The sequence below is a fragment of the Hydrogenophaga sp. GW456-12-10-14-TSB4 genome (assembly GCF_059424305.1).
The window spans coordinates 21,169-41,452 of sequence record NZ_JBWKZH010000034.1; the positions used below are offsets into that span (position 1 = coordinate 21,169).

The window sequence follows — 20,284 nt, forward strand, 5'->3', positions numbered from 1 at the left end:
GCCATGAAACCTCAAACGCCCAAGCCGGTCAACGACCTGCTTCACGTGACGGTGGGCTTTCAACTGCTGGTGCTGCTCCTTTGGGAGATGAGCGCGCGCAGCGGCCGCTTTCCCGACTACCTGGTGGGCCCGGTGGCCATCGTGGCCGAGGCAGGGCAGTATCTCGCCCAGGGCGAGGTGATCCGCCATATGGGGCACAGTCTGTTCCGGGTCTATGCCGGCTTTCTGATGGGCTCCGCACTCGGTGTCGTCCTGGGTCTGCTGTCCGGCGTGTCGCGGCCTGTGCGAGACCTGCTCGACACGCTGCAGGCCTTCGTCCACGCCGTCCCCAAGATATCGCTGTTCCCCGCCGTGGCGGTCTGGCTGGGTTTCTCGGATGCCTCGCGCATCCTGATCATCGCCTTGAGTTGCTTCTTCCCGGCTTACCTCAACGCCATGAGTGGCGCGCTGGGCATCAACCCCAAGTACCTCTGGCTCAGCCGCAACAACGAAATGAGCCGCTTGCGCACCTTCACCGAGGTGATCGTTCCGGCGAGCTTGCCCAGGACCCTGGTGGGCTTGCGCATCAGCCTGATGGTGGCCTTCATTCTGATGGTCGCCACCGAAGTGGTGGGGCACTCCGACGGGCTGGGTTCGTTGGTGATGCTGGCGTACCAGAACGGCGAGTACCCGCAGATGTACGCCTACATCCTCTTCATCGCGATCGCGGGCTACCTCTCCAATCTCGTGTTGCAGCGCGTGGCGCAACGCCTGTGCAGGGGACAGGCCATGGAACTGGGAGGCAAGGCATGAGGCTCGACCGTTCGCACCTGACCAAGGCCGCCGGCGTGGTGTTGTTCCTGGCGGCATGGCAGGCCGGCGCGACGCTGGGCAACACCCGGATGCTGCCCGGCATCCCGGACGTGGCGCGGCAGCTCGCCGAGATGATCCAGTCGGGCGAGCTGTTCGAGCACGCGCTGTCCACCCTCTCCAAGGGGTTCCTGGGGTTGGCGCTGGCCCTGGTCGCCGGCGCCGCCGTGGGCATCCTGTGCGCCCGCCATCGCTACACGGATGCCGCTTTGCATCCGGTCATTTCGATGCTCTACCCGGTGCCCAAGCTGGCCCTGTATCCGGTGGTGGTGCTGATCTTCGGCTTCGGTGGCGCGTCCAAGATCGTGCAGGTCGGCCTCGAGTGCTTCTTCCCCATCTTCGTGCAGATGTACGCGGGCACCCGTGCCGTGCCGCGCAACCTGTTGTGGCTGGCCGAGAACAACGAGGTCGGTCCCTTGCGCATGGTCCGCGATGTCTTGCTGCCCTCGCTGTTGCCCTACCTGCTCACCGGGTTGCGGGTGGCCACGCCCATCATGTTGATCGTCATGTGCGTGACCGAGTTCATCGGGGAGTCCAAGGGCCTGGGCTACCTCATCTCACGCTACTCCTCGTACTTCGACACGGCATCGGCGTTTGCGGTGATCGTGGTCCTGGGGCTGTTCGGTCTGGTGGCCGATCGGCTCATCGTCTACCTGCGCACCCGGGCCGTGTTCTGGGAACGCGGGGTGAGCCTGTAACGGCGGTTTTCTTGTCTGGAGCATTTATGAAACTGGAAACACACGATGTCGTGATCGTTGGAGCAGGCCTTGCCGGCCTGTCGACCGCGGTCTTCCTGGCGCTCAATGGCGTGCGCGCGGTGGTGATCGAGCGCAACGCCTCCACCTCCATCCTCCCCAAGGCGCGCGGCCAGAACCCCGTGAGCATGGAGATGCTGCGGGTGGCCGGGATCACGGACGCGATCCGGGCGGCCCGGCCGCCCGGCAAACCGGGCATCACCTCGGTGGTGTCCGAGAGCCTGACCGGCAAGGTGATCTACGACCACATCGCCCACCGACCCGACTTCTCGAAGTATTCGCCCGAAGTGCCCGGCATGGCGAGCCAGGCGCGCGCCGAAGAGGCGCTTCTGCGGCGTGCCCAGGATCTCGGCGTTGACGTTCGATTCCAATGGGCCTGCGAGCGCATCCGGGAACTGGACGACCGGGTCGAACTCGACCTGCGGGACTTGCAGGCGGGTGTCGCCTGCACCATGTCGGCGAAGTACCTGGTCGCCTGCGATGGCATTCGCGGTGCGATCGCGGAGCAGGTCGGTATTGGTCACCATGGCGTGGGGCATCTCAAGGCGGTCACCGCCGTGCGCTTCGACGCCGATCTGTCTCGCTGGGCCGGCGGCAACTCGATGACGATCCACTATGTGAAGAATCCCGCGCTGCCGGACGGATCGGGCATTCTGGTGAGCACCGACTACCCGAACCAGTGGGTCGGCAATTTTTCCGCAGACCCCGACCGCACGCCTGAAGAAACGCGGCGCCTGATCCGGATTCTTCTGGGCCTGGACGACATCGCGTTCGAGGTGACCGGCGACACCACCTACAACTATTCGCATCGCATCGCCGACCGCCTCAGCACCCGGCGTGTCTACCTGGCCGGGGATGCCGCGCACGTCATGCCGCCCACCGGCGGACAAGGTGGCAACACGGCCATGCAGGACGGCTTCTACCTTGCCTGGAAGCTGGCGTATGTGTTGCGGGGCATTGCCGGGCCTGCCTTGCTCGAATCGTACGACGCCGAGCGCCGCCCTTATGCCGAGATCGTGTGCACGTGGCAGGCGGCCAATCTGGCCGAACGGCGGGACATGAAGAATCTGGGCACCTTGCTGGGCGAACCCATCGATCACGCCAAGATGATGTTCGGCTACCTGTGCGCGCAGGGGGCGTTCGTCAAGTCGCCCGGTCGGACCGGGCCTTCGACCGCAGATCCCTTCGAGGATCCGGCGAATCCCACCGGCAGTCCCGGCGCCCGCGTGCCCTACGCCACGCTCTGCGCGGGCGAGACATCCATCAATACGCGCCACCACCTGACGCCTCAGTTTCAGCTGTACACAGCCGATGCCCACATGGCCGGCCAGGCGCAGGCGATTGCCGATCGGAAATCGATCCCGCAGCGCGTGACCGTGGTCGATTCGGTGGCGCCCATCCGGTTGGCCCCGGACGAGGCCATGCTCGTGCGGCCGGACGGCGTCGTGGCCTGGTGCGGTCGATCGGCCGACGCATTGGCCGCGGCCTACGACACCGTGCTCGCGCGCGCCTGAACATGAGCGCTTGCCTCGTCACCGGTGCGACGGGCGGCGTTGGCCGTCGTGTGGCGCTGCGCCTCGCGGGGCGGGTGTCCCGGCTGCGCCTTCTGGTGCGCGGCCCGACGGACCCACCGTTGACGGGCGCCGAGCATGTCCAGGGCGATTTCGACGATCTGGCCAGCATGGCGCGCGCATTGGCGGGCATGGAGACGGTTTTCCTGTACACGCCTGCGCGCCCCGATGCCCGGCTGCTGCAAATCGCGGCCGAGCAAGGTGTGCGCCATGTCGTGTTGCTGTCTTCCGCATCCGTGGTCAAGGTGGCGCCGGACGCCCGCAATCCCGTTGCCGAGCGGCACCGGGAGATGGAGCGCCATGTGCAGGACGCGGGACTGATCGGCACCTGTCTGCGGCCAGACACGCTCGCATCCAACGGCCTGTCCTGGGCCGAGGAGATCCGGGCGCACCGATGCGTGTCGGTGCCGTACCCGGCCTCGCTGCGCAACCCCATCCACGAGGACGATGTGGCGCGCATCGCTGTCATGGCGATGCTCGACAGGGAGGCCTTCCGCGACCGTTCGCTCCTCCTCACCGGGCCCGCGCCGCTGTCCATCCGTGAACAGGTGGCGGCGATCGGTCAGGCGATCGGCCAGCACATCGAATGCCGCGAAATCACCGTGGAAGCCGCGATCGACCGCATGACCCGGGCGCCTGCCCCGATGCCCGCCGAGGTGGCCCGTCGCCTGGTGGCCTACATGGAAAAAACGACGCGGGAGACCCCCTGCGTGACGACCGACTTCTTCGACGTGGTCGGACAGGCGCCAAAGACGTTCTCTGAGTGGGCGATCGAACATGCCCGGGCCTTTCGGCCGACGGGTGTCAATACACTCCCGGGTTGACCGGCAGGCGATCCGCCCATGCCATCCATCGATTGAGCGACATGACCACAGAACCGCAGGGCACCCATCACCACACCGACCAGGCGGACAAGAGCTCCTCCTGGGTGGAGGCGCTTTACCAAGGCATGGCGGTTCTGCGGGTTTTTGACGGTGAGCACAGCGGACTGACGCTGACCGAGATCGCGCACAAGCTGGGGTGGAGCCGCACAAAGCCGTACCGCTACGTCTACACCCTCGAGCAAATGGGCTACCTGGTTCGGCAGGAGGGCACGAAGCGTTACCGCCCGACCTCGCTGACCATGACCCTGGGCTACTCCTACCTCAGCGGACTGTCGCTGCTGGAACTGGCGCAGCCCATCCTCGACCGGCTGAAGAACGCGCTCGGTGCCTCCGTCCACATGGGCATTCTCGAGCAAGGCGAAGTGGTCTACATCGCCAGCGCACGCGTGTCTGTCGTGCCTGCGGTGAACATCCATGTGGGCTCGCGCGTGCCGCCGTATGTGACATCGCTGGGGCGTGCGCTGCTGTCGGAGATGGGCGACGACCAGGTCGATGCGCTCATCGGCAAGGCCGACTTGCCTGCCAGCACGCCGCGCAGCATCACGAAGCCCGCGGCCTTTCGCCAGATGTTGAAGACATCCCGCGAGCAGGGTTACGTGTTCACGGACGAGGAATTCCATCCCGGCGTGAGGTCGATCGCCGCGCCGGTGCACGATCGCAAGGGCGAGGTCGTCGCGGCCATCAACGCCACGTCCATTGTTCAGAAGTTCTCGGACGCCTACCTGGCCGAACAAGTCGTTCCGCTGGTGGTTGGCGCGGCCGAGGAAATCTCCATGAGCATGGGGTTCATGCCGCGCCTGAAGCCCTGAGGGCGCGACACCTCAACGCTCGACCTGGGCCAGCGGGTGGCTGGGCGGGTACGTGGGTGTGACCGGCTTGGACGCACCGACGATGACGCACATCAAGGCTTCTTCATCGCCGATGTTGACCACGCCACGGTAGACGCCCACCGGCCAGGAGATGAGGTCGCGTTCGCCCGCTTCGGACTCCCAGGTCTCGCCGTTCAGTTCCGCGATCAGCTTGACGCGGCCCCGCAGCACGAAGAACACCTCTTCGACATCGGTGTGAATGTGCAACGGGCCTTCCGCCCCGGCGGGCAGGATCATGGTGGAGAAGGTGAAGTGTTCGGCCTGCACGGTGTTGGCATCGCTGGCCACGCCGGTGGCGCCGGTGCCGACATACCGCATCTGCGCGCGGCGGTACTTGGGGTCCAGGTCGGCCTGGAACTTCAGCGCCTCCCAGTCATAGCGCCGTGTGGCCCGCGTGGCCATGCGGCTGCCCATCCATTGGGCCAGGTTCATGTCGGCGGGCGGCTGGAATGCCGGGCGATCGGTTGCAGCGGTGTTCATGGGGTTTCCTTTCGAGGTCAGATGGCAGCGGTTCCACGGCGATTTGTTTTATCAATAAATCAACGTATCGCATATGAACCGCCAAACCATTGGACCCAAAAGGCCTGCGGGACGACTTGATCTGCGTCAACCGAACCGCTGCGGCCTCGAACTTGCGCTGACCAGCCTGCAACACTAGTCCGACACGTTCAGCTGCGTTTCCGCCGAAGCGATGAGGCGGTCCAGCACGTCGAAGGCGAGTCGGGCCTCTTCACCCGTGAAGCCTTCGAGCAACAGCGCGTTTCGCCGTCCCGCGGCTTGGCTCAACTGAGCGTGCACCGAGCTGCCCTGTGTCGACAGGCGGATCTGCGCCTCCCGCGAGTCGTGCGACGACTTGCCGCGCTCCACCAGCTCGGCGGTCTGCAGCCGGGCCACGGAGCGGCTGACCTGCGCGGCGTCGAGCATCGCGAGCTCGGCCAGTTCCTTGATGGAGATCGGCTGGTAGGTGCCGAGCAGCGTCAGGGTCTGCCATTCCACGCGGGTGAGCCCGAAGTGCTTCCGGGCGTGGTCGGCGCCGAGTTTGGTCAGCAGCTTGCTCAGCGTGTTGACCCGTGGGGCAATCAGTTCACGGGCGGGGCCTGCGGAAAAGTTCGATCGGCGCATCGTGGAGGCGAAGGTTCAGGCCGTGGTTTCAAGGGCTTCGGGCCACGCGTGCCAAGCCATGCGGCCCTGGCGCACGAACGCGCGCCGCGACGGCGGGCACGACAACAACGCATACGCATCCATGGCATCGAAGAGGTTGAAGTCCGCGGGGCCGTCCACGGCGATGTGCGCACCGGGCGTGGCCCCGGCAAGCAGGCCGGGCGTCAAGGTGATGCTGGCCAGCCACGCGCTCGGCGGCCCCTCGAGGTGCGCCATGCGGATGGCCGATCTCAGCATGTCCAGCGGATCATACTGGCCGAAGGGGTAGAAGGCGTCGCCGCAGTTGTCGCTGGCCACGGCCACCGGCAGACCGGCGGCCTGCATCTCCAGCACCGGGGCGATGCCGCGCCAGCGCGGCGTGCGGCCAGGGGTGCGATCCTGCAGGTATTCGTTGGCGGTGGGCAGTGTCACGAACGACAGGCCCGCCGCGACCGAGCGCGCCAGCGTGCTTGCCAGCGCGTCGGCGTCCCGCACGCTGTGGCTGCAGCAATGCCCACAGGTGACGCGCCCTTCCATGCCGTGCTGCAAGGCCTTGTCGGCCACCGCATCGAGCGAAGTCGCCGATGGGTCGCCCGATTCGTCGACGTGCAGGTCGATGCCCAATCCCCGCTCGCGCGCCGCCTGCATCATCGCGTCCAGCGCGGCGCCGACGAGCTCGCGCTCGGCCGCGGGCGGCTTGCCGATGGCCTTGGTCACACCGCCGAGGATGCCACCGTCCCCGGCAATGCGATCGGCCACGCTGCCGAAGTCCGGCCGCAGGCAACTGTCCATGGGCAGCATGGCGACCATCTCGATGCGCAGCTCGGAACGCCAGCGCGATCGCAGGCGCTGCAAGGTGTCCCAGGCCGTCCAGGGTTCACCGGGGCGCACGTCCACATGGGTGCGCATCACGGTGGTGCCGTGCGCCAGCGCCAGCCGAATGGCGTGCTCGGCGCGCCGCTCCAGGTCCTCGGCGCTCCAGCGCGCACGGTCCTGCAGGGTGGCGCGCACCGCGCCCAGCAGACTCGGCTGAGTGTGGTCCAGGCGTGGTGCGGCGAAGGTCTTGTCCAGGTGCACGTGCGCGTCGGCGAATGGTGGCAGCAGCCAGCGTCCGCGCAGATCGACATCGCCTTCACGGGCATCGGTTGCGGCATCGGCCTGCGCCGGCTGCACGGCGGCGATGCGGCCATCGCACACGGTGATGTCGGCCAGCCCTTCCTGCGCGCCTTGCCAGGGCTGGTGCAGACCGGGGTTCAGCAGGGTCATCGCAACCCGCGCGCGGCGCAAGCGCCAGGGCGCGCCGGCCGCCACCGCGTCGAGCCGGTCCGTCAAGGTCTGCCAGCTCATTGCTCGCGCTCCACGGCGCTTTCGTGCCATCTTGAAAGCACCAGGCGGCTGATGGTGGAGGTGATCAGGAAGATGCCCACACCGGTCAGCGAGATCAGCAGCAGCGCGGCGAACATGCGCGGTGTCTTGAGCTGGTAGCCCGCTTCCAGGATGCGGTAGGCCAGACCCGAGCCTTCACCCCCCGCACCCGCCACGAACTCGGCCACGATCGCGCCGATCAGCGACAGGCCGCCCGAGATGCGCACGCCGGCCAGGAAGTAAGGCATGGCCGACGGAATGCGCAGGCCCCAAAGGGTCTGCATCGGGCTCGCACCGTAAAGCTGGAACAGGTCGCGCAGGTTGTGGTCGGCGCTGGCCAGCCCCACGACGGTGTTGGAGAGGATCGGGAAGAAGGCGATCAGCCAGGCACACGCGAGCAAGGCAAAGGCCGTGTTGTCGATCCAGATGATGAGCAGCGGCGCGATGGCCACCACCGGTGTGACCTGCAGGATGACCGCGTAGGGGTAGAGCGTCATCTCGATCCAGCGCGAGCTGCTGAAGAAGATGGCCATCAGGCTGGCGCCGAGCACCGCAGCCACGAAGGCGATGGCGGTGATGCGCAGTGTGACCCAGAGGGCGCTGTTCAACAGGCCCCAGTCTTCCTGGAGCGCCCGCCCGATGCGCAGCGGCCCCGGCAACAGGTGTTCGGAGATCGGGACGGCGCGCGTGAGGAATTCCCACAGCAGCAGCACGGCGATGCCCAGCCCGATGGGCAGCAGAAGTTGGAGGTGGCGTTTCGATGGCATGGTGGGGATCAACGTGGTGCGGCGTGGGCAAACATGGCCGATTCCAGGGCAGCCGAGGCCTCGCGGCAGAGCTGTGCGTATTCGCCTGAGGTGCGGAACGTCTCGGTGCGCTCGGACGCGCTGTCGATGAGGATGTCGCTGTGCAGGCGGCCCGGCCTTGCCGCCAGCACCAGCACGCGTTGCGAGAGGTACACCGACTCGAACACCGAGTGCGTGACGAACACGGCCGTGAAACGCTTCTGTTGCCACAGCGCCAGCAGGTCGTTGTTGAGCTTGAAGCGCGTGATCTCGTCGAGCGCAGCGAAGGGTTCGTCCAGCAGCAGCACCTCGGGGTCGGTGGCGAGCGCGCGGGCGATCGACACGCGCATCTTCATCCCGCCCGAGAGCTCGCGCGGATAGGCATGCTCGAACCCCTTGAGGCCGACCTGTTCCAGCGCCGCCATCGCCCGTGCCTGCGCCTCGGCGCGTGGCGTGCCGGTGAGTGTCAGTGGCTTCATGGCGTTGGACAAGGCCGAGGCCCAGGGCATGAGCGTGGGTTCCTGAAACACGAAGCTGATGGCGCCGCGCCGCGTAGGCCGGGTGACCTTGCCCTGCGTGGCCTCCCCGAGGCCGGCCATGAGGCGCAGCAGCGTGCTCTTGCCGCAGCCCGACGGCCCCAGCAAGCTGGTGAAGCTTCCCCTTTCAAGCGCGAAGCTGACGTTGTCGATGGCCAGGGTCTGGTTGCCGTAGCGCTTGCTGACGCCATCCAGACGCAGAGGTGATGCACCGTGGTCGTTGAAGCTCATTTGCGCACACCCCGCCGCTTGTTCACGAAGTCCAGCGTGTAGATGCGCCGGAGGTCGAGACCTTCGGGGTACAGACCGGCAGCCACCATGGTCTGATAGAAGGAGGCCCAGCGTTGCTCGGTCATGGCGCCGATACCGAGTTCCTGGGCGTCACCGGAGTCCACCAGCCCGTGCTGCTTCATCGCGCGGATGGCGTAGGCGATCTGCTCGTCGTTGATCTCGGGATTGTTCTGCTTGATCAGCTGGTTGCCGGGCGCCGGGTTGTCGTAGAGGTAGCTGTACCAGCCTTCGATGGTCGCGTTGACGAACTTCTGCACGTACTCGCGGCGCTTCTCCACGTTCTCGCGCGTGGTCACGATCGTGGTGACGTAGGGGTTCCAGCCCCGATCGGCCAGCAGCACGCTGACCACGTTGGGCACGCCCGCCTTTTCCAGCGCGAACGGCTCGTTCGTCACGAAGCCCTGCTGCACGACCGTCTTGTCGGCCATGAACGGCGCCAGCGAGCCGGTGTAGGGCTTGATCTGCTCGTCCTTGAAGCCGAAGCGGCTCTTGAGAAACGGCCAGAAGGTGACGCGACCGATCGGCGCGATCAGCAGGGTGCGCGTCTGCATGTCCTCCAGCTTCGCGACGCCCTGGTTCGGGTGGGCGATCAGCACGCGCGGGTCCTTCTGCAGCAGGGCGGCCACGGTGACCAGGGGCACGTTCTCGCGCAGCGCATTGATCGCAGTGCCGCTGGAGCCGGCGATGAAATCGGTGCGGCCGCCCAGCAGTTGCTGTGTCGGGTTGCTCTGCGGACTGCCCAGGCGGATGTCCACGTCCAGCCCGTGCTTGCGGTAAATGCCGTTGGCCACGGCCTGGAAGAAGCCGCCCCATTCGGGCTCGGCGCGCCAGCCGATGAACATGGTGGCTTTTTCCAGCTTGTTGTCGGCCGACTGGGCAGAGGCGATCAAAGGCAGCGCCGCGAGGCACGCCAGGGCAAGGCGACGGGCGGGTTCCAGCAGTGTCATGGCGGTTCTCCGGAGGGAAGGAAAGATCAGCGCAGCAATTCGGCCACGTCGACGTGGTCGTTCAGCAACCCGGCGCCGCGCAGCACGTCGACCCAGCGCTGGTACATGGTGCGCAAGGTCGGCGACTGCAGGCTGAAGGGGAAAAAGACGGTGGACTTCAGGCCGACTTCGCGCAGCAGGCGAAGATCGCCGCGCGTGTGGCGCGCCAGGGCGTTGAACCCGGCCTCGGGGTCGGCGTAGATGGCGGCGGTGGCCTCGGCCAGCGCGTCGTGTGTGAGGTCGAACAGCAGCGGGTCGCGCTCGTAGCTGGCGCGCGTGGTCCACCAGTTGGACACCAGCGACGGATTGCCCGTGGCGGCCATGGCCAGCGTGTCGGCGCCCAGCACGTGGTCCACGGGATAGCCCAGCCCGCGCGATTCGATCTGCGTGGTGAACGGCTCGACGCACAGGGCCACGTCGATGTCGCCGCGCTCCAGCGCGGCCGGCATCTGGAAGAAGGGCATGGGCCGCCATTGCAGACGATCGACATCCACGCCGGCGCGCCGCAGCAGGTGCAAGGGCGCGCTGTGCGTGATGCCGCCGTCCAGCGCGAACGCGCCCAGGCGCAGGTTCTCGAAGTCGCGCGGCTCGCGCACCGTCACGTCGTGCCGGGCATAGATGTTGCAGAAGTCCGCCGTGCGCCCGGCGTAGCTGCCCCGGATGGCCGCGGGCGAGACCACACGGGTTGCCAGGCCGAAGCGCTGCCAGGCCATGATGGTCAGCGTCGGGCCCGAAAAGCTGAGGTTCATGCGGCCGCTGCGCATGTCCTCGATGGCCTGGACGGCGGAGCGTTCGACGAAGGCGGTTTCGATGCCGCGCCGGGCGAACAGGCCCTGCTCGATCGCCAGGTACATGGGCATCAGACCCATCATCGGGTCAGGGTGGGCATCGATCCAGAGTTTCATGTCGCTTCATTTGCATGTCAATGTCATGCAAATTTTCTTCATGAACGTAGATAAAAGAATAAGTGTTAACCCTTATTCTTGCGAAGTGCCCGTGGCGCTGAAACGAAAAGGCCCGCGTTGCGCGGGCCTTCTTTCAGGGACGGTGACCGTCAGGCGGTGGCGGGGACCTCGGTCGGCAAGGTCGCACGCCGACGGCGGGCCACGGCGGCACCGACGATGCCCAGGCCGGCCAGCAGCAGGGCATAGGCTTCCGGTTCCGGCACCGGGGTCACGAGCGAGCTGAAGCCCGGGCTGCCGACATCGCCGACCGTCGAGGTCCACGAACCGTCGGCGTCACCGACCGAGGACAGCACCCAGCCGTGGATGTTGTTCTGGCCGAGTTCGGCGAAGCTGCCCGGGCGGGCGGCGTTGAAGCGCGGGCGCACGCCGCCGATGGTGTTGTCGCCGTAGGTCAGGCGATCGACCAGGTTGAGCTGCGCGTCGTAGAGGTTGACTTCGTCGGCGCGCGCGAAGTTGGGCGCCATGAAGCCGATCACCTTGACCGAGCTGTCCAGGTTCCAGCGGGTGCGGAAGAGGTCGGGATCGATCTCGGTGACGATGACCGATTCGCCTGCGCGCACGATGCCGAACTCCGACAGGTTGAAGGTCAGGCTGGTGCGGCTGTCGTCGTCGTAGCTCCAGCCGGTGAAGTCCACGTCGGTGAGGCCGGTGTTGGTGAACTCGATGTACTCGCCCTTTTCATCGCTCGCGGCGCTCTGGTAGGAGAACTCGGTGATGAAGACGCTGGCGTGCGCCGGTGCGGCGATGAGGGCGCTGCCGGCGAGCAGCGTGGCGGCGAGCATGCGGTGAAGGACGGACATTTTTTTCATGGAAGAACCTCGTTCAGGGGTGGAGTGGTTGACGGAAGAAAGTGGGGTGCTCAGGCCGCGGTGCGGTTGCGGCGGCGCGCCATGAAACCGGCCAGGCCCAGGCCGGCGAGCAACATGCCGTAGGTCTCGGGCTCGGGCACCAGGGCGGCGGGCGTGAAGACGAACACCGACGGTTGTTCCTGGGTGATGTAGATCACGCCGTTCTCGTCGATGGTCACGCCCTCGGCCGTGCCGCTGAGGAACTTGAGGTCGATCGAACCCAGCACCTCGCCGGTGCGGGTGATCTCGAACAGCCGGCGCGATTCCTGGCTGATGACCAGCAGGTGGTCGTCGATGCCGGTGCCGGAGAGGCCCGGCACGGTGGACAGCACCTGGATGTCGGCCAGGTCGAGCGGGCGGATCGAGCCGGTCCAGTCGGGCTGAGCAAACACCATGTTGGCGGGATCGAACAGCGCGCCGTGGCTGCCCGTGCCGGTGCTGAAGTCGATGTTTGCCTCCAGGACGGCCAGCGGGTTCTTTTCCTTGACGGCGATGAAGCTGCCGTTGCGTGGATCGAAGCTCACGCCCTCCAGGCCTTCGTTGTTGCTGTAGCTCCCGAGCGAGTAGGCCGGCAGGCTGGCGCTGCGCGTGGCGGTGGTGTTGGCGGTGTAGTCCACACGGAACAGGCTCTGCGTGCGCTCTTCACCCAGCACGAACTGGCCGTTGCCCACGTAGGTCAGGGCTTCGGTGTCGTCGAAGCCGCTGAGCTTCATCGAGCCCAGCACTTCGCCGGTGCGCGAGACCTCCACGATGGCCTCGGCTTCGTCGCCGACCACGAAGAGCGTGCCGGTGTCCCAGTTGTAGGTGATGGCCGACGCCTCCGACACCATGCCGGGCTGGCCGGGCAGGCGGAACTGCTGGGTGAGCGTGTAGCCCGAGAGATTGAGCGAAGGCTGCGTCTGGGCCAGGGCGGGGAGGGTGAGGCCTGCGCACAGCGCAAGCAGAAGGGGGCGCACGTTCATGGTGTCTCTTTCGTCTGGAGCGGCTCGAAGCGAGTCCGCTTGCGGCGGAATTCTGGCCACCCAGCATTGCGGGCCTGTTGCCGAACCGCGCCTTTTTCGGGCTTTGCCGTGCGCCGTTCGGACCACGCGGGTGCGCCGCGGTCGACCTCGTGATGCCGAACGCGGTTGCTGCGGCGCCGGCCGAACTTGATGAGCCGTTCGGCTCAGTAAAGCCGTGGCCCGCGGTTGCATTTCCGTGACGCACGCTCTGCATCATCTGACGCAGTCCGGCGCCGCAGTTGCATTGCATTGCGCGCCATTCAACGTGCTGCCCAACCACACCAACCAGGTCCTGAAGATGAAGCCCACCCTTGATCCGCGCTGCCCGTCCGTTCAACGCCGCCTGCCCGCCTGCCTGATGGCGCTGGGCCTGCTCACGGCCTCCGCCGTGTGGGCCGACACCGCGCCGCAGAACCTTCCTTTCGCGCAGGACTGGTCCAACGCCGGCCTCATCACGGCCAACGACAGCTGGTCGGGCGTGCCCGGCATCGTGGGCTACCGCGGTGACGACCTGGTGACCTCCACCGGCGCGAACCCGCAGACCGTGCTGGGCGTCGGTTCGCAGGTGGTCAACGTGCTGGCCAACCAGACCAACCCCAACACCCTCACCAACGGTGGCGTGGCCGAGTTCGCGATCGCCAACCCCGTGGTCGCGCTCAACGGTTCGGGCACCGCCGACGCGCCCAACATCGTCATCCACCTCAACACCACCGGCCAGCAGGACATCCGCGTGGCCTACACGCTGCGCGACCTCGATGGTTCGGCCGACGACGCCGTGCAACCGGTCGCGCTGCAATACCGCGTGGGCAACACCGGCAACTTCATCAACGTGCCGGCCGGCTTCGTCGCCGACGCCACCACCGGCCCCAACCTCGCCAACGCCACCTTCCCGGTGTCGGTGGTGCTGCCGGCCGCCGCCAACAACCAGGCCCAGTTGCAGGTCCGCATCATCACCACCAACGCGGTGGGCAACGACGAGTGGGTCGGCATCGACGACATCGCCATCACCGGCACGCCGGTGGGCGGCAGCATCAACCAGCCGATCGCCACGGCCTGCCCGGCCGGCACGGCATTCGACCAGGGCGTGGGCGGCACGCTGGCCCTGAGCGCCACCGACAGCGACAGCGTGGTCAACGGCATCACCCTGGGCAACGGCACGCCCGCCGGCATCGCGCTCGACGGCTTCCAGCCCGCCGTCGCCGATGGCGGCACGGCCACCGCGTCGCTGGTGGTCGCCGGCTCGCTGGCCGCGGGCAGCTACCCGGTGCAAGTCACCTTCTCCAACAACGAACTGCAGACCGCGCTGTGCAACCTGACGGTCACCGTCAACGGCAGCCTCACCATCCCGCAGGTGCAGGGCAGCGGTGCGCTGAGCCCGCTGGAAGGCCAGTCGGCCACGGTGCGCGGCGTGGTCACGCTGGTCACCAACAACGGCTTCTTCCTGCAGGACCCGGTGGGCGACGGCGACGCCAGCACCTCCGACGGCCTCTTCGTCTTCACCAGCAGCACCCCGGGCGCCAACGTGGTGGCGGGCAACGAGCTCAGCGTGACCGGCACCGTCACCGAGTACCGCACCGGCACCGGCGCGCAGGCCGTGGCGCGCCCGCTCACGCAGCTCACCGCGCCGACGATCGCGCTGCTGTCCACCGGCCACACCGTGGCGCCGACCGTGATCACGCTGCCCGAAGTGGCCGAGGGTGAGCTCGAGCGCTACGAAGGCATGCTGGTGCACATCGCCACGCCGCTGACCGCCTCGCAGAACTTCTTCCAGGGCCGCTACGGCCAGGTCACCCTCTCCGCCGAAGGCCGCCTGGAGAAGCCGACCAACCGCCACCCCGCCGGCTCGGTGGAGGCGCTGGCGATGGAAGACGGCAACGCGCGCCGCCGCATCCTGCTCGACGACGGCCTGTCGATCCAGAACCCCGACCCGACGCCCTACCTCGCCGCCGACAACACCCTGCGCGCCGGCGACGTGCTGCCCTCGGGCGTGACCGGCGTCATCGACTACGGCCTGGCCACCAACCTCACCGACGGCATCAGCGACTACAAGATCCATCCGACCGAAGAGGTGGTGTTCAGCCGCGAGAATCCGCGCCCCGGCACGCCGGCGGCCGTGGGCGGCAACGTGCGCGTGGGTGCCTTCAACGTGCTGAACTACTTCACCACGATCGACCAGGCGGGCGCGAGCTGCTACCCCGGCGGCGGCCGTTCCGACTGCCGCGGCGCCGACAGCGCGGCCGAATTCACCCGCCAGCGCGACAAGATCGTGAAGGCCATCGTCGGCCTCAACGCCGACGTGGTGGGCCTGATGGAGATCGAGAACAACGGCAACACCGCCGTGCAGAACCTGGTGAGCGGCCTCAACGCCGTGGCCGGTGCCAACACCTACGCCACCGTCGCCATGCCCACGGGCGGCAGCGGCACCGATGCCATCCGCGTCGCCATGATCTACAAGCCCGGCAAGCTCTCGCTGGTCGGCCAGGCCCGCAGCGACACCGACAGCGTGCACAACCGACCGCCGCTGGCGCAGACCTTCGCGGCCGCCAACGGCGAGCGCTTCTCGGTGGTCGTCAACCACTTCAAGTCCAAGGGCAGCTGCCCCAGCGGTTCGGGCGCCGACGCCGATGCGGGCGACGGCCAGGGCTGCTGGAACGCCACCCGTGTGGAGCAGGCGCAGGCGCTGCTGGGCTTCGTCTCGCAGATCCAGTCCACCTCGGGCTCGAACGACGTGATGGTGGTGGGCGACATCAACGCCTACGGCAAGGAAGACCCCATCCTCGAAATGACGAACAACGGCCTGGTCGACGAGATCGCGCGCTTCAACGCCTTCGGCTACTCCTACGTGTTCGACGGCGAAGCCGGCTACCTCGACCACGGCCTGGCCACGGCCAGCCTGAGCGCCAAGGTGACGGGCGCCATCCACTGGCGCATCAACGCCGACGAGCCGTCGGTGATCGACTACAACACCGAGTTCAAGCTGAGCGACTACTACACCAACACGGTGTACCGCTCCTCCGACCACGACCCGGTGCTGGTGGGCCTGGCCCTGCGCAAGGCGGTGAACGGCACGGCCTCGCGCGACACCCTGGTCGGCACGGCTGGCGATGACGTGATCACCGGCGGCCCCGGTGCCGACGTGCTCACCGGTGGCGCAGGTGCCGACGTGTTCGTCTACACCGACCTGCGCGACGCCGGCGACCGCATCACCGACTTCGTGCCCGGCACCGACCGCATCGACCTCGTCGCCCTGCTGCAGTCCATCGGCTACACGGGCGGCAACGCCATCGCCGACGGCGTGGTGCGCCTGGTCGACAGCGCCGCCGGCCTGGTGGTCCAGATCGACGCCGACGGCAGCGCCGGCCCGCTTGCCGCGCGGCCCCTGCTCACCCTCACCGGTGTGAGCGCCGCCCAGATCGTTGCCGCCCGCGACCTCGGCCTGTGAAGCCTTCCTCTTTTATCGACATCTCTTTCAACACGGAGCCTCTTCTCATGAATGCATCCCGCCAACTCTTTCGCCGCACGGCCTGTGCCTTCGCCGCGTCCCTCGTCCTGTGCGGCGGCTCGGTCTGGGCCGAGGGCCTGACGGTCCTGCACCTGGGCGACCAGGAATCGTGGCTGCTCTCCGCGCAGGGCAACCTGCGCGACGACGCCAGCCAGGCCATCTCGTTCTACGGCGGCGTGGACCGCCTCGCCACCGTGGTCGCCAACCGCAAGGCCGCGGCGCAGTCCGCCGGCCGCAGCGTGATCACGCTCAACGCCGGTGACTCCTTCCTGCCCGGCCCGCGCCTGACCGCCAGCTTCGCCAACCTCGCCGGCGCGCACGCCGACGGCGGCCAGGACTTCTACGACGCCATCGCCAACCGCCTGATCGGCGTGGACGCCACCACCTTCGGCAACCACGAGTTCGACCTGGACAACACCGGCCCGGTGGCCGCGCGTTTCGCCGAGGTCTCGGGCACCACCTACCTGTCGGTGAACCTGGACTTCTCCGCCACCCCCGAGTTCGCCAACCTGCAGGCGCAGGGCAAGGTGGCCGCCTCCAAGATCCTCACCACCGCCGGTGGCAAGAAGGTCGGCGTGATCGGTGTTACCACGCCGCTGCTGCCCTCCATCTCCTCGCCGCCCGCCGGCATCATGAAGAACTGGAGCGCCGCCAACAGCGAACTGCAGAACCTGCAGGCCCTGCTGCCCCTGGTGCAGGCCGAGATCGACGACCTGCGCAACAACCAGGGCGTGACGGCCATCGTCGTCATGAGCCACCTTCAGAACTCGCAGAACGAGCTCCAGGTGATGGTGCCCGCCCTCAGCGGTGTGGACCTGGTGATCTCCGGCGGCGGCCACGAACTCATGACCGACCCGGACGACCTGCTGATCAACGGCGGTGTGGCCCCCACCTACAGCACGCACCCGGTGTACGCCACCGACGCCCAGAACAAGGCCGTGCCCCTGGTCACCGGCCACTTCGGCAACCGTTACGTGGGTGAAGTGAACCTCACGCTGGACGACACCACCGGCCAGGTCACGAGCATCGACAGCACCCGCATGGTCCGCGTGAGCGGCGCCGCCGCCGACGCCGACCGCGTCACCGGCCACGCCGGCGTGGCGGCTGCGGTGGTGGCGCCGGTGTCGAGCTACATCGCTGCGCTCAACGCCCAGGTCATCGGCACCACGGCGGTGCCGCTCAACGGCCCGACGCACGTGGCCTGCCCGGCCGCGCCCTGCGACTACACCGAAGGCGTGCGCAACGCCGACACCGGCCTGGGCAACCTGGTGGCCGACGCCATGCGCTTCGCCGGCAAGGCCGACGTGGGCATCCAGAACGGCGGCGGCATCCGCACCAGCGTGGCCGGCCCCGGCAACGTCACCACCGGCGACACCTTCAACGTGCTGCCGTTCACCAACCTGGTCAAGCGCGCGCCCGCGATGAACGCCGCGCAGCTCAAGGACCTGCTGGAGCACTCGGTGGCCGCCTCCACGGCCAACGGCGTGCCGCAGGGCCGTTTCGCCCAGGTCTCGGGCATCCAGGTGGTCTACGACACCCTGCGCACGGCGCGCGGCACCGCGCTGAACTCGGGCGACCGCATCCGCCGCATCACGCTGGACGACGGCACCGTGCTGGTCGACAACGGCGCCGTGGTCTCGCCGCGCATCTTCTCGTTCGCCACCATCGACTTCACCGCCAACGGCGGCGACGGCTTCCCCTTCGCGGCCAACGCCGTGGTGTTCGAGAACAACGTCAACACCATCACCTACCAGGAAGCGCTTGCCAGCTTCATCCGCACGCCCAAGGCCGAAGGCGGCCTGCAGCGCCTGAACGCCGCCGACGGCGACGAGATCACCGCCAACATGTACGGCGAGGAAAACGCCTTCGACCGCGGCGGCCGGCTGATCGACGCGGCCGTGGCCCGCACCGTGGCCGGCGTGACGCGCAACGGCACCAGCGGGCGCGACACGCTCGTGGGCACCGCGGGCGACGATCTGATCATCGGCGGCGCCGGTGCCGACACCCTCACCGGCGGCGCGGGCCTGGACACCTTCCGCTACACCAGCGTGCGCGATGCCGGCGACACCATCACCGACTTCACGCCCTACGTGGACAAGCTCGACCTCAACCCCCTGCTGGCCAGCATCGGCGTGGTGGGCAACGGCGTGGCCAGCGGCCATGTGAGTCTCGTCGACACCCTTGGCGGTGTGCACGTGATGCTCGACACCGATGGCGCCAGCGGCCCGATCGCGCCGCGTCCCCTGGTCACGCTCAAGGGCCTGACCGCCGCCCAGTTCGCCCCGGGCCGGGACCTCGTGCCGGCCCCCGCTCCCTGATTCCCCTGACGATCTTCTTCACCCGAAAGGTTTCCCATGAAAGCACTCCGCACCTTCGTCGCCGCCGCCTGCCTGTGCGCGGCCGGCATCGCGCCCGCCCTGGCCCAGGGCACCACGTTCCAGAACGGCACGTTCGACGCCAACGCCACCACGGGCTGGCAGTCCTACGGCGACGTGCTCGCCGCCAACGACCGCCTGCGCCTGACCACGGCCTCGCTGTACGACGACGACATCCCCGGCCAGAACGGCTTCAACAACCAGTCCGGCGTGGCCGCGGTCGATTTCTTCGCCTCGCCTGATCTGGCCGGCATCCCGGTGTCCGCGTTCGACCTGGGCGGTTACGCCTACGAAGGTTCCGCCGTGCGCCAGGACTTCGTGGCCAACGCCGGCGACCTGCTGACGGTCACCTTCAACTGGGCCTTCCTGTCCACCGACACCGTCAACCCGGACTTCGGCTTCGTGGCCCTGAACGACTCGGTGTTCAAGTTCGTCGACACCACCAGCTCGGTCCTCAACGGCGTGTTCCTCGGCACCTTCGCCGACAGCAGCAACGTCAACTGGAGCTGGTACCAGTCCACCTACACCTACCAGGCCAACAGCAGCGGCGCCGTCTCGCTGGCCCTGGGCGTGGTGGACGTGGGCGACGTGCTGAACACCTCCGAACTGCGCATCGACAACGTGGTCGTGAGCGCCGTGCCGGAACCCGAGACCTACGCGATGCTGCTGGCCGGCCTGGGCCTCATGGGCGGCTACGCCCGCCGCCGCAACAAGAAGCAGCAACAGGCGACCCAGGCCTGAGCCCGGGCCACCGACCGCCTCAAACCGCCTGAGCCGCCGCCATCTTGCGAGCCCGACGCCGAGCCCCGACCATGACCACGCCCAGCCCCGACAGCATCATGGCCAGCGTCTCGGGCTCGGGCACGGCCGCGATCGTGACGCGCACCACCATGTCGTCGAAATCGTTGTCGGCGTACGAGTCGTTGAAGAGCAGCAGCGCGCTCTGGCGGTCGGCCGAGAGCATCACGCCGACGTTGGCACTGCCGTTGCCCCACAGCGCGCCCAGGCCGTTGCTGAGGAAGCCGAAGTCGAGCGCGCCGCCGGCGTCGATCGTGCTGCTGAAGCTGCTGCCGAGCTGCGCGATGCCGTTGAGCTGGTTGCTGAGCCGCCCGAGGCCGGCGACGAAGGCGTTGTTGTACGCGGCCTCGAAGCCCACCAGCGTGTACGTGACCGTGGCCGCCTGCGACAGCAGCAGCGGCGCGCCGCGCCACAGCGCGGAGAGGTCGAACTCGGTGGCGTACGTGGCCGCGCTGCCCAGCCAGTCGGGGTTGAACGTGCCGGCCGCGTGCGTCAGGTCGACGAAGCTGCCGCCGGTCTTGTCGAGGTCGGCCGCGCTGGCGATGCCGGTGGCGGCCACCAGGCCGAGGGACAGGCACGCGGCCCGGGTCAGAGATGCGAGACGTTTCATGAGGATCACCTTTCGTCGGCCGCCCCTGTCGGCGCGCCGATGCCAATGGACGAAAGACTGGACCGTGATGGAAAAGTAACACCAGCCTGGGTATCTTCTGCCACGCCTGCCAGCCACGAACCCGGATTCTGCGGGCGGGGTTGGTGCTGTGTTC

The 20,284-nt window shown here is 67.7% G+C and carries 17 protein-coding genes and 2 pseudogenes; 8 read left to right on the plus strand and 11 right to left on the minus strand.

Annotated features, from left to right (window positions below; all coding sequences use genetic code 11):
• Positions 1–3 precede the first annotated feature (3 nt).
• The 5 genes from AC07ZS_RS17120 to AC07ZS_RS17140 are packed head-to-tail and all read left to right on the plus strand — an operon-like array spanning position 4 to position 4,868.
• Positions 4–792: an ABC transporter permease gene (locus tag AC07ZS_RS17120; protein ID WP_494799727.1), complete on the plus strand. Its 789-nt coding sequence runs from the start codon at positions 4–6 to the stop codon at positions 790–792.
• Positions 789–1,547, plus strand: coding sequence for an ABC transporter permease (locus AC07ZS_RS17125; protein WP_494799728.1), 759 nt, complete (start codon positions 789–791; stop codon positions 1,545–1,547). Before AC07ZS_RS17120 ends, AC07ZS_RS17125 begins: the two co-directional genes overlap by 4 nt.
• Before the next feature lie 26 nt (positions 1,548–1,573).
• Entirely contained in the window at positions 1,574–3,118 is a 1,545-nt protein-coding gene (locus tag AC07ZS_RS17130; RefSeq protein ID WP_494799729.1) for an FAD-dependent monooxygenase, read from the plus strand.
• A gap of 2 nt (positions 3,119–3,120) precedes the next feature.
• Positions 3,121–3,999 carry an NAD(P)H-binding protein gene (locus AC07ZS_RS17135; protein ID WP_494799730.1) on the plus strand — a complete coding sequence of 293 codons (879 nt, stop codon included), beginning with the start codon at positions 3,121–3,123 and terminating at the stop codon, positions 3,997–3,999.
• Positions 4,000–4,040: 41 nt separating this feature from the next.
• Positions 4,041–4,868: an IclR family transcriptional regulator gene (locus AC07ZS_RS17140; protein ID WP_494799765.1), complete on the plus strand. Its 828-nt coding sequence runs from the start codon at positions 4,041–4,043 to the stop codon at positions 4,866–4,868.
• A gap of 12 nt (positions 4,869–4,880) precedes the next feature.
• Here AC07ZS_RS17140 and AC07ZS_RS17145 read toward each other — a convergent pair whose 3' ends face one another.
• The 10 genes and pseudogenes from AC07ZS_RS17145 to AC07ZS_RS17190 form a co-directional block, all read right to left on the minus strand.
• Complete coding sequence (locus AC07ZS_RS17145; protein WP_494799731.1) at positions 4,881–5,408, minus strand: cupin domain-containing protein; 528 nt, start codon at positions 5,406–5,408, stop codon at positions 4,881–4,883.
• A 174-nt stretch (positions 5,409–5,582) separates the two neighbouring features.
• Positions 5,583–6,050 (minus strand): MarR family winged helix-turn-helix transcriptional regulator, encoded by a 468-nt coding sequence (locus tag AC07ZS_RS17150; RefSeq protein ID WP_494799732.1) that lies wholly within the window; start codon positions 6,048–6,050, stop codon positions 5,583–5,585.
• A 15-nt stretch (positions 6,051–6,065) separates the two neighbouring features.
• Entirely contained in the window at positions 6,066–7,415 is a 1,350-nt protein-coding gene (locus AC07ZS_RS17155) for an amidohydrolase family protein (protein ID WP_494799733.1), read from the minus strand.
• Positions 7,412–8,200 carry an ABC transporter permease gene (locus AC07ZS_RS17160; RefSeq protein ID WP_494799734.1) on the minus strand — a complete coding sequence of 263 codons (789 nt, stop codon included), beginning with the start codon at positions 8,198–8,200 and terminating at the stop codon, positions 7,412–7,414. The genes AC07ZS_RS17155 and AC07ZS_RS17160 overlap by 4 nt, the downstream gene beginning before the upstream one ends.
• A gap of 8 nt (positions 8,201–8,208) precedes the next feature.
• Complete coding sequence (locus AC07ZS_RS17165; protein WP_494799735.1) at positions 8,209–8,985, minus strand: ABC transporter ATP-binding protein; 777 nt, start codon at positions 8,983–8,985, stop codon at positions 8,209–8,211.
• Complete coding sequence (locus AC07ZS_RS17170) at positions 8,982–9,992, minus strand: ABC transporter substrate-binding protein (RefSeq protein ID WP_494799736.1); 1,011 nt, start codon at positions 9,990–9,992, stop codon at positions 8,982–8,984. Before AC07ZS_RS17170 ends, AC07ZS_RS17165 begins: the two co-directional genes overlap by 4 nt.
• Positions 9,993–10,018: 26 nt before the next feature.
• Entirely contained in the window at positions 10,019–10,936 is a 918-nt protein-coding gene (locus AC07ZS_RS17175) for an ABC transporter substrate-binding protein (RefSeq protein ID WP_494799737.1), read from the minus strand.
• Between the two features lie 149 nt (positions 10,937–11,085).
• Positions 11,086–11,805 carry a lamin tail domain-containing protein gene (locus AC07ZS_RS17180; RefSeq protein WP_494799738.1) on the minus strand — a complete coding sequence of 240 codons (720 nt, stop codon included), beginning with the start codon at positions 11,803–11,805 and terminating at the stop codon, positions 11,086–11,088.
• Positions 11,806–11,855: 50 nt separating this feature from the next.
• Positions 11,856–11,951, minus strand: a pseudogene (locus AC07ZS_RS17185) (PEP-CTERM sorting domain-containing protein); the annotation flags it as partial.
• Between the two features lie 24 nt (positions 11,952–11,975).
• Positions 11,976–13,037, minus strand: a pseudogene (locus AC07ZS_RS17190) (SdiA-regulated domain-containing protein); the annotation flags it as partial.
• A gap of 106 nt (positions 13,038–13,143) precedes the next feature.
• Between AC07ZS_RS17190 and AC07ZS_RS17195 the strand changes: the two are divergent.
• Genes AC07ZS_RS17195 through AC07ZS_RS17205 form a run of 3 tightly spaced genes read left to right on the plus strand, consistent with a single transcriptional unit; the run spans position 13,144 to position 19,463 of the window.
• Complete coding sequence (locus AC07ZS_RS17195; protein WP_494799739.1) at positions 13,144–16,287, plus strand: ExeM/NucH family extracellular endonuclease; 3,144 nt, start codon at positions 13,144–13,146, stop codon at positions 16,285–16,287.
• A gap of 47 nt (positions 16,288–16,334) precedes the next feature.
• On the plus strand, positions 16,335–18,665 hold the full coding sequence (locus AC07ZS_RS17200) for a 5'-nucleotidase C-terminal domain-containing protein (protein ID WP_494799740.1): 2,331 nt from the start codon (positions 16,335–16,337) through the stop codon (positions 18,663–18,665).
• Between the two features lie 36 nt (positions 18,666–18,701).
• The gene (locus AC07ZS_RS17205) at positions 18,702–19,463 is read left to right on the plus strand and encodes a PEP-CTERM sorting domain-containing protein (protein WP_494799741.1); all 762 of its coding nucleotides are present in this window, start codon (positions 18,702–18,704) and stop codon (positions 19,461–19,463) included.
• A gap of 19 nt (positions 19,464–19,482) precedes the next feature.
• Here AC07ZS_RS17205 and AC07ZS_RS17210 read toward each other — a convergent pair whose 3' ends face one another.
• Positions 19,483–20,130 carry a PEP-CTERM sorting domain-containing protein gene (locus AC07ZS_RS17210; RefSeq protein ID WP_494799742.1) on the minus strand — a complete coding sequence of 216 codons (648 nt, stop codon included), beginning with the start codon at positions 20,128–20,130 and terminating at the stop codon, positions 19,483–19,485.
• Between the last annotated feature and the right edge of the window lie 154 nt (positions 20,131–20,284).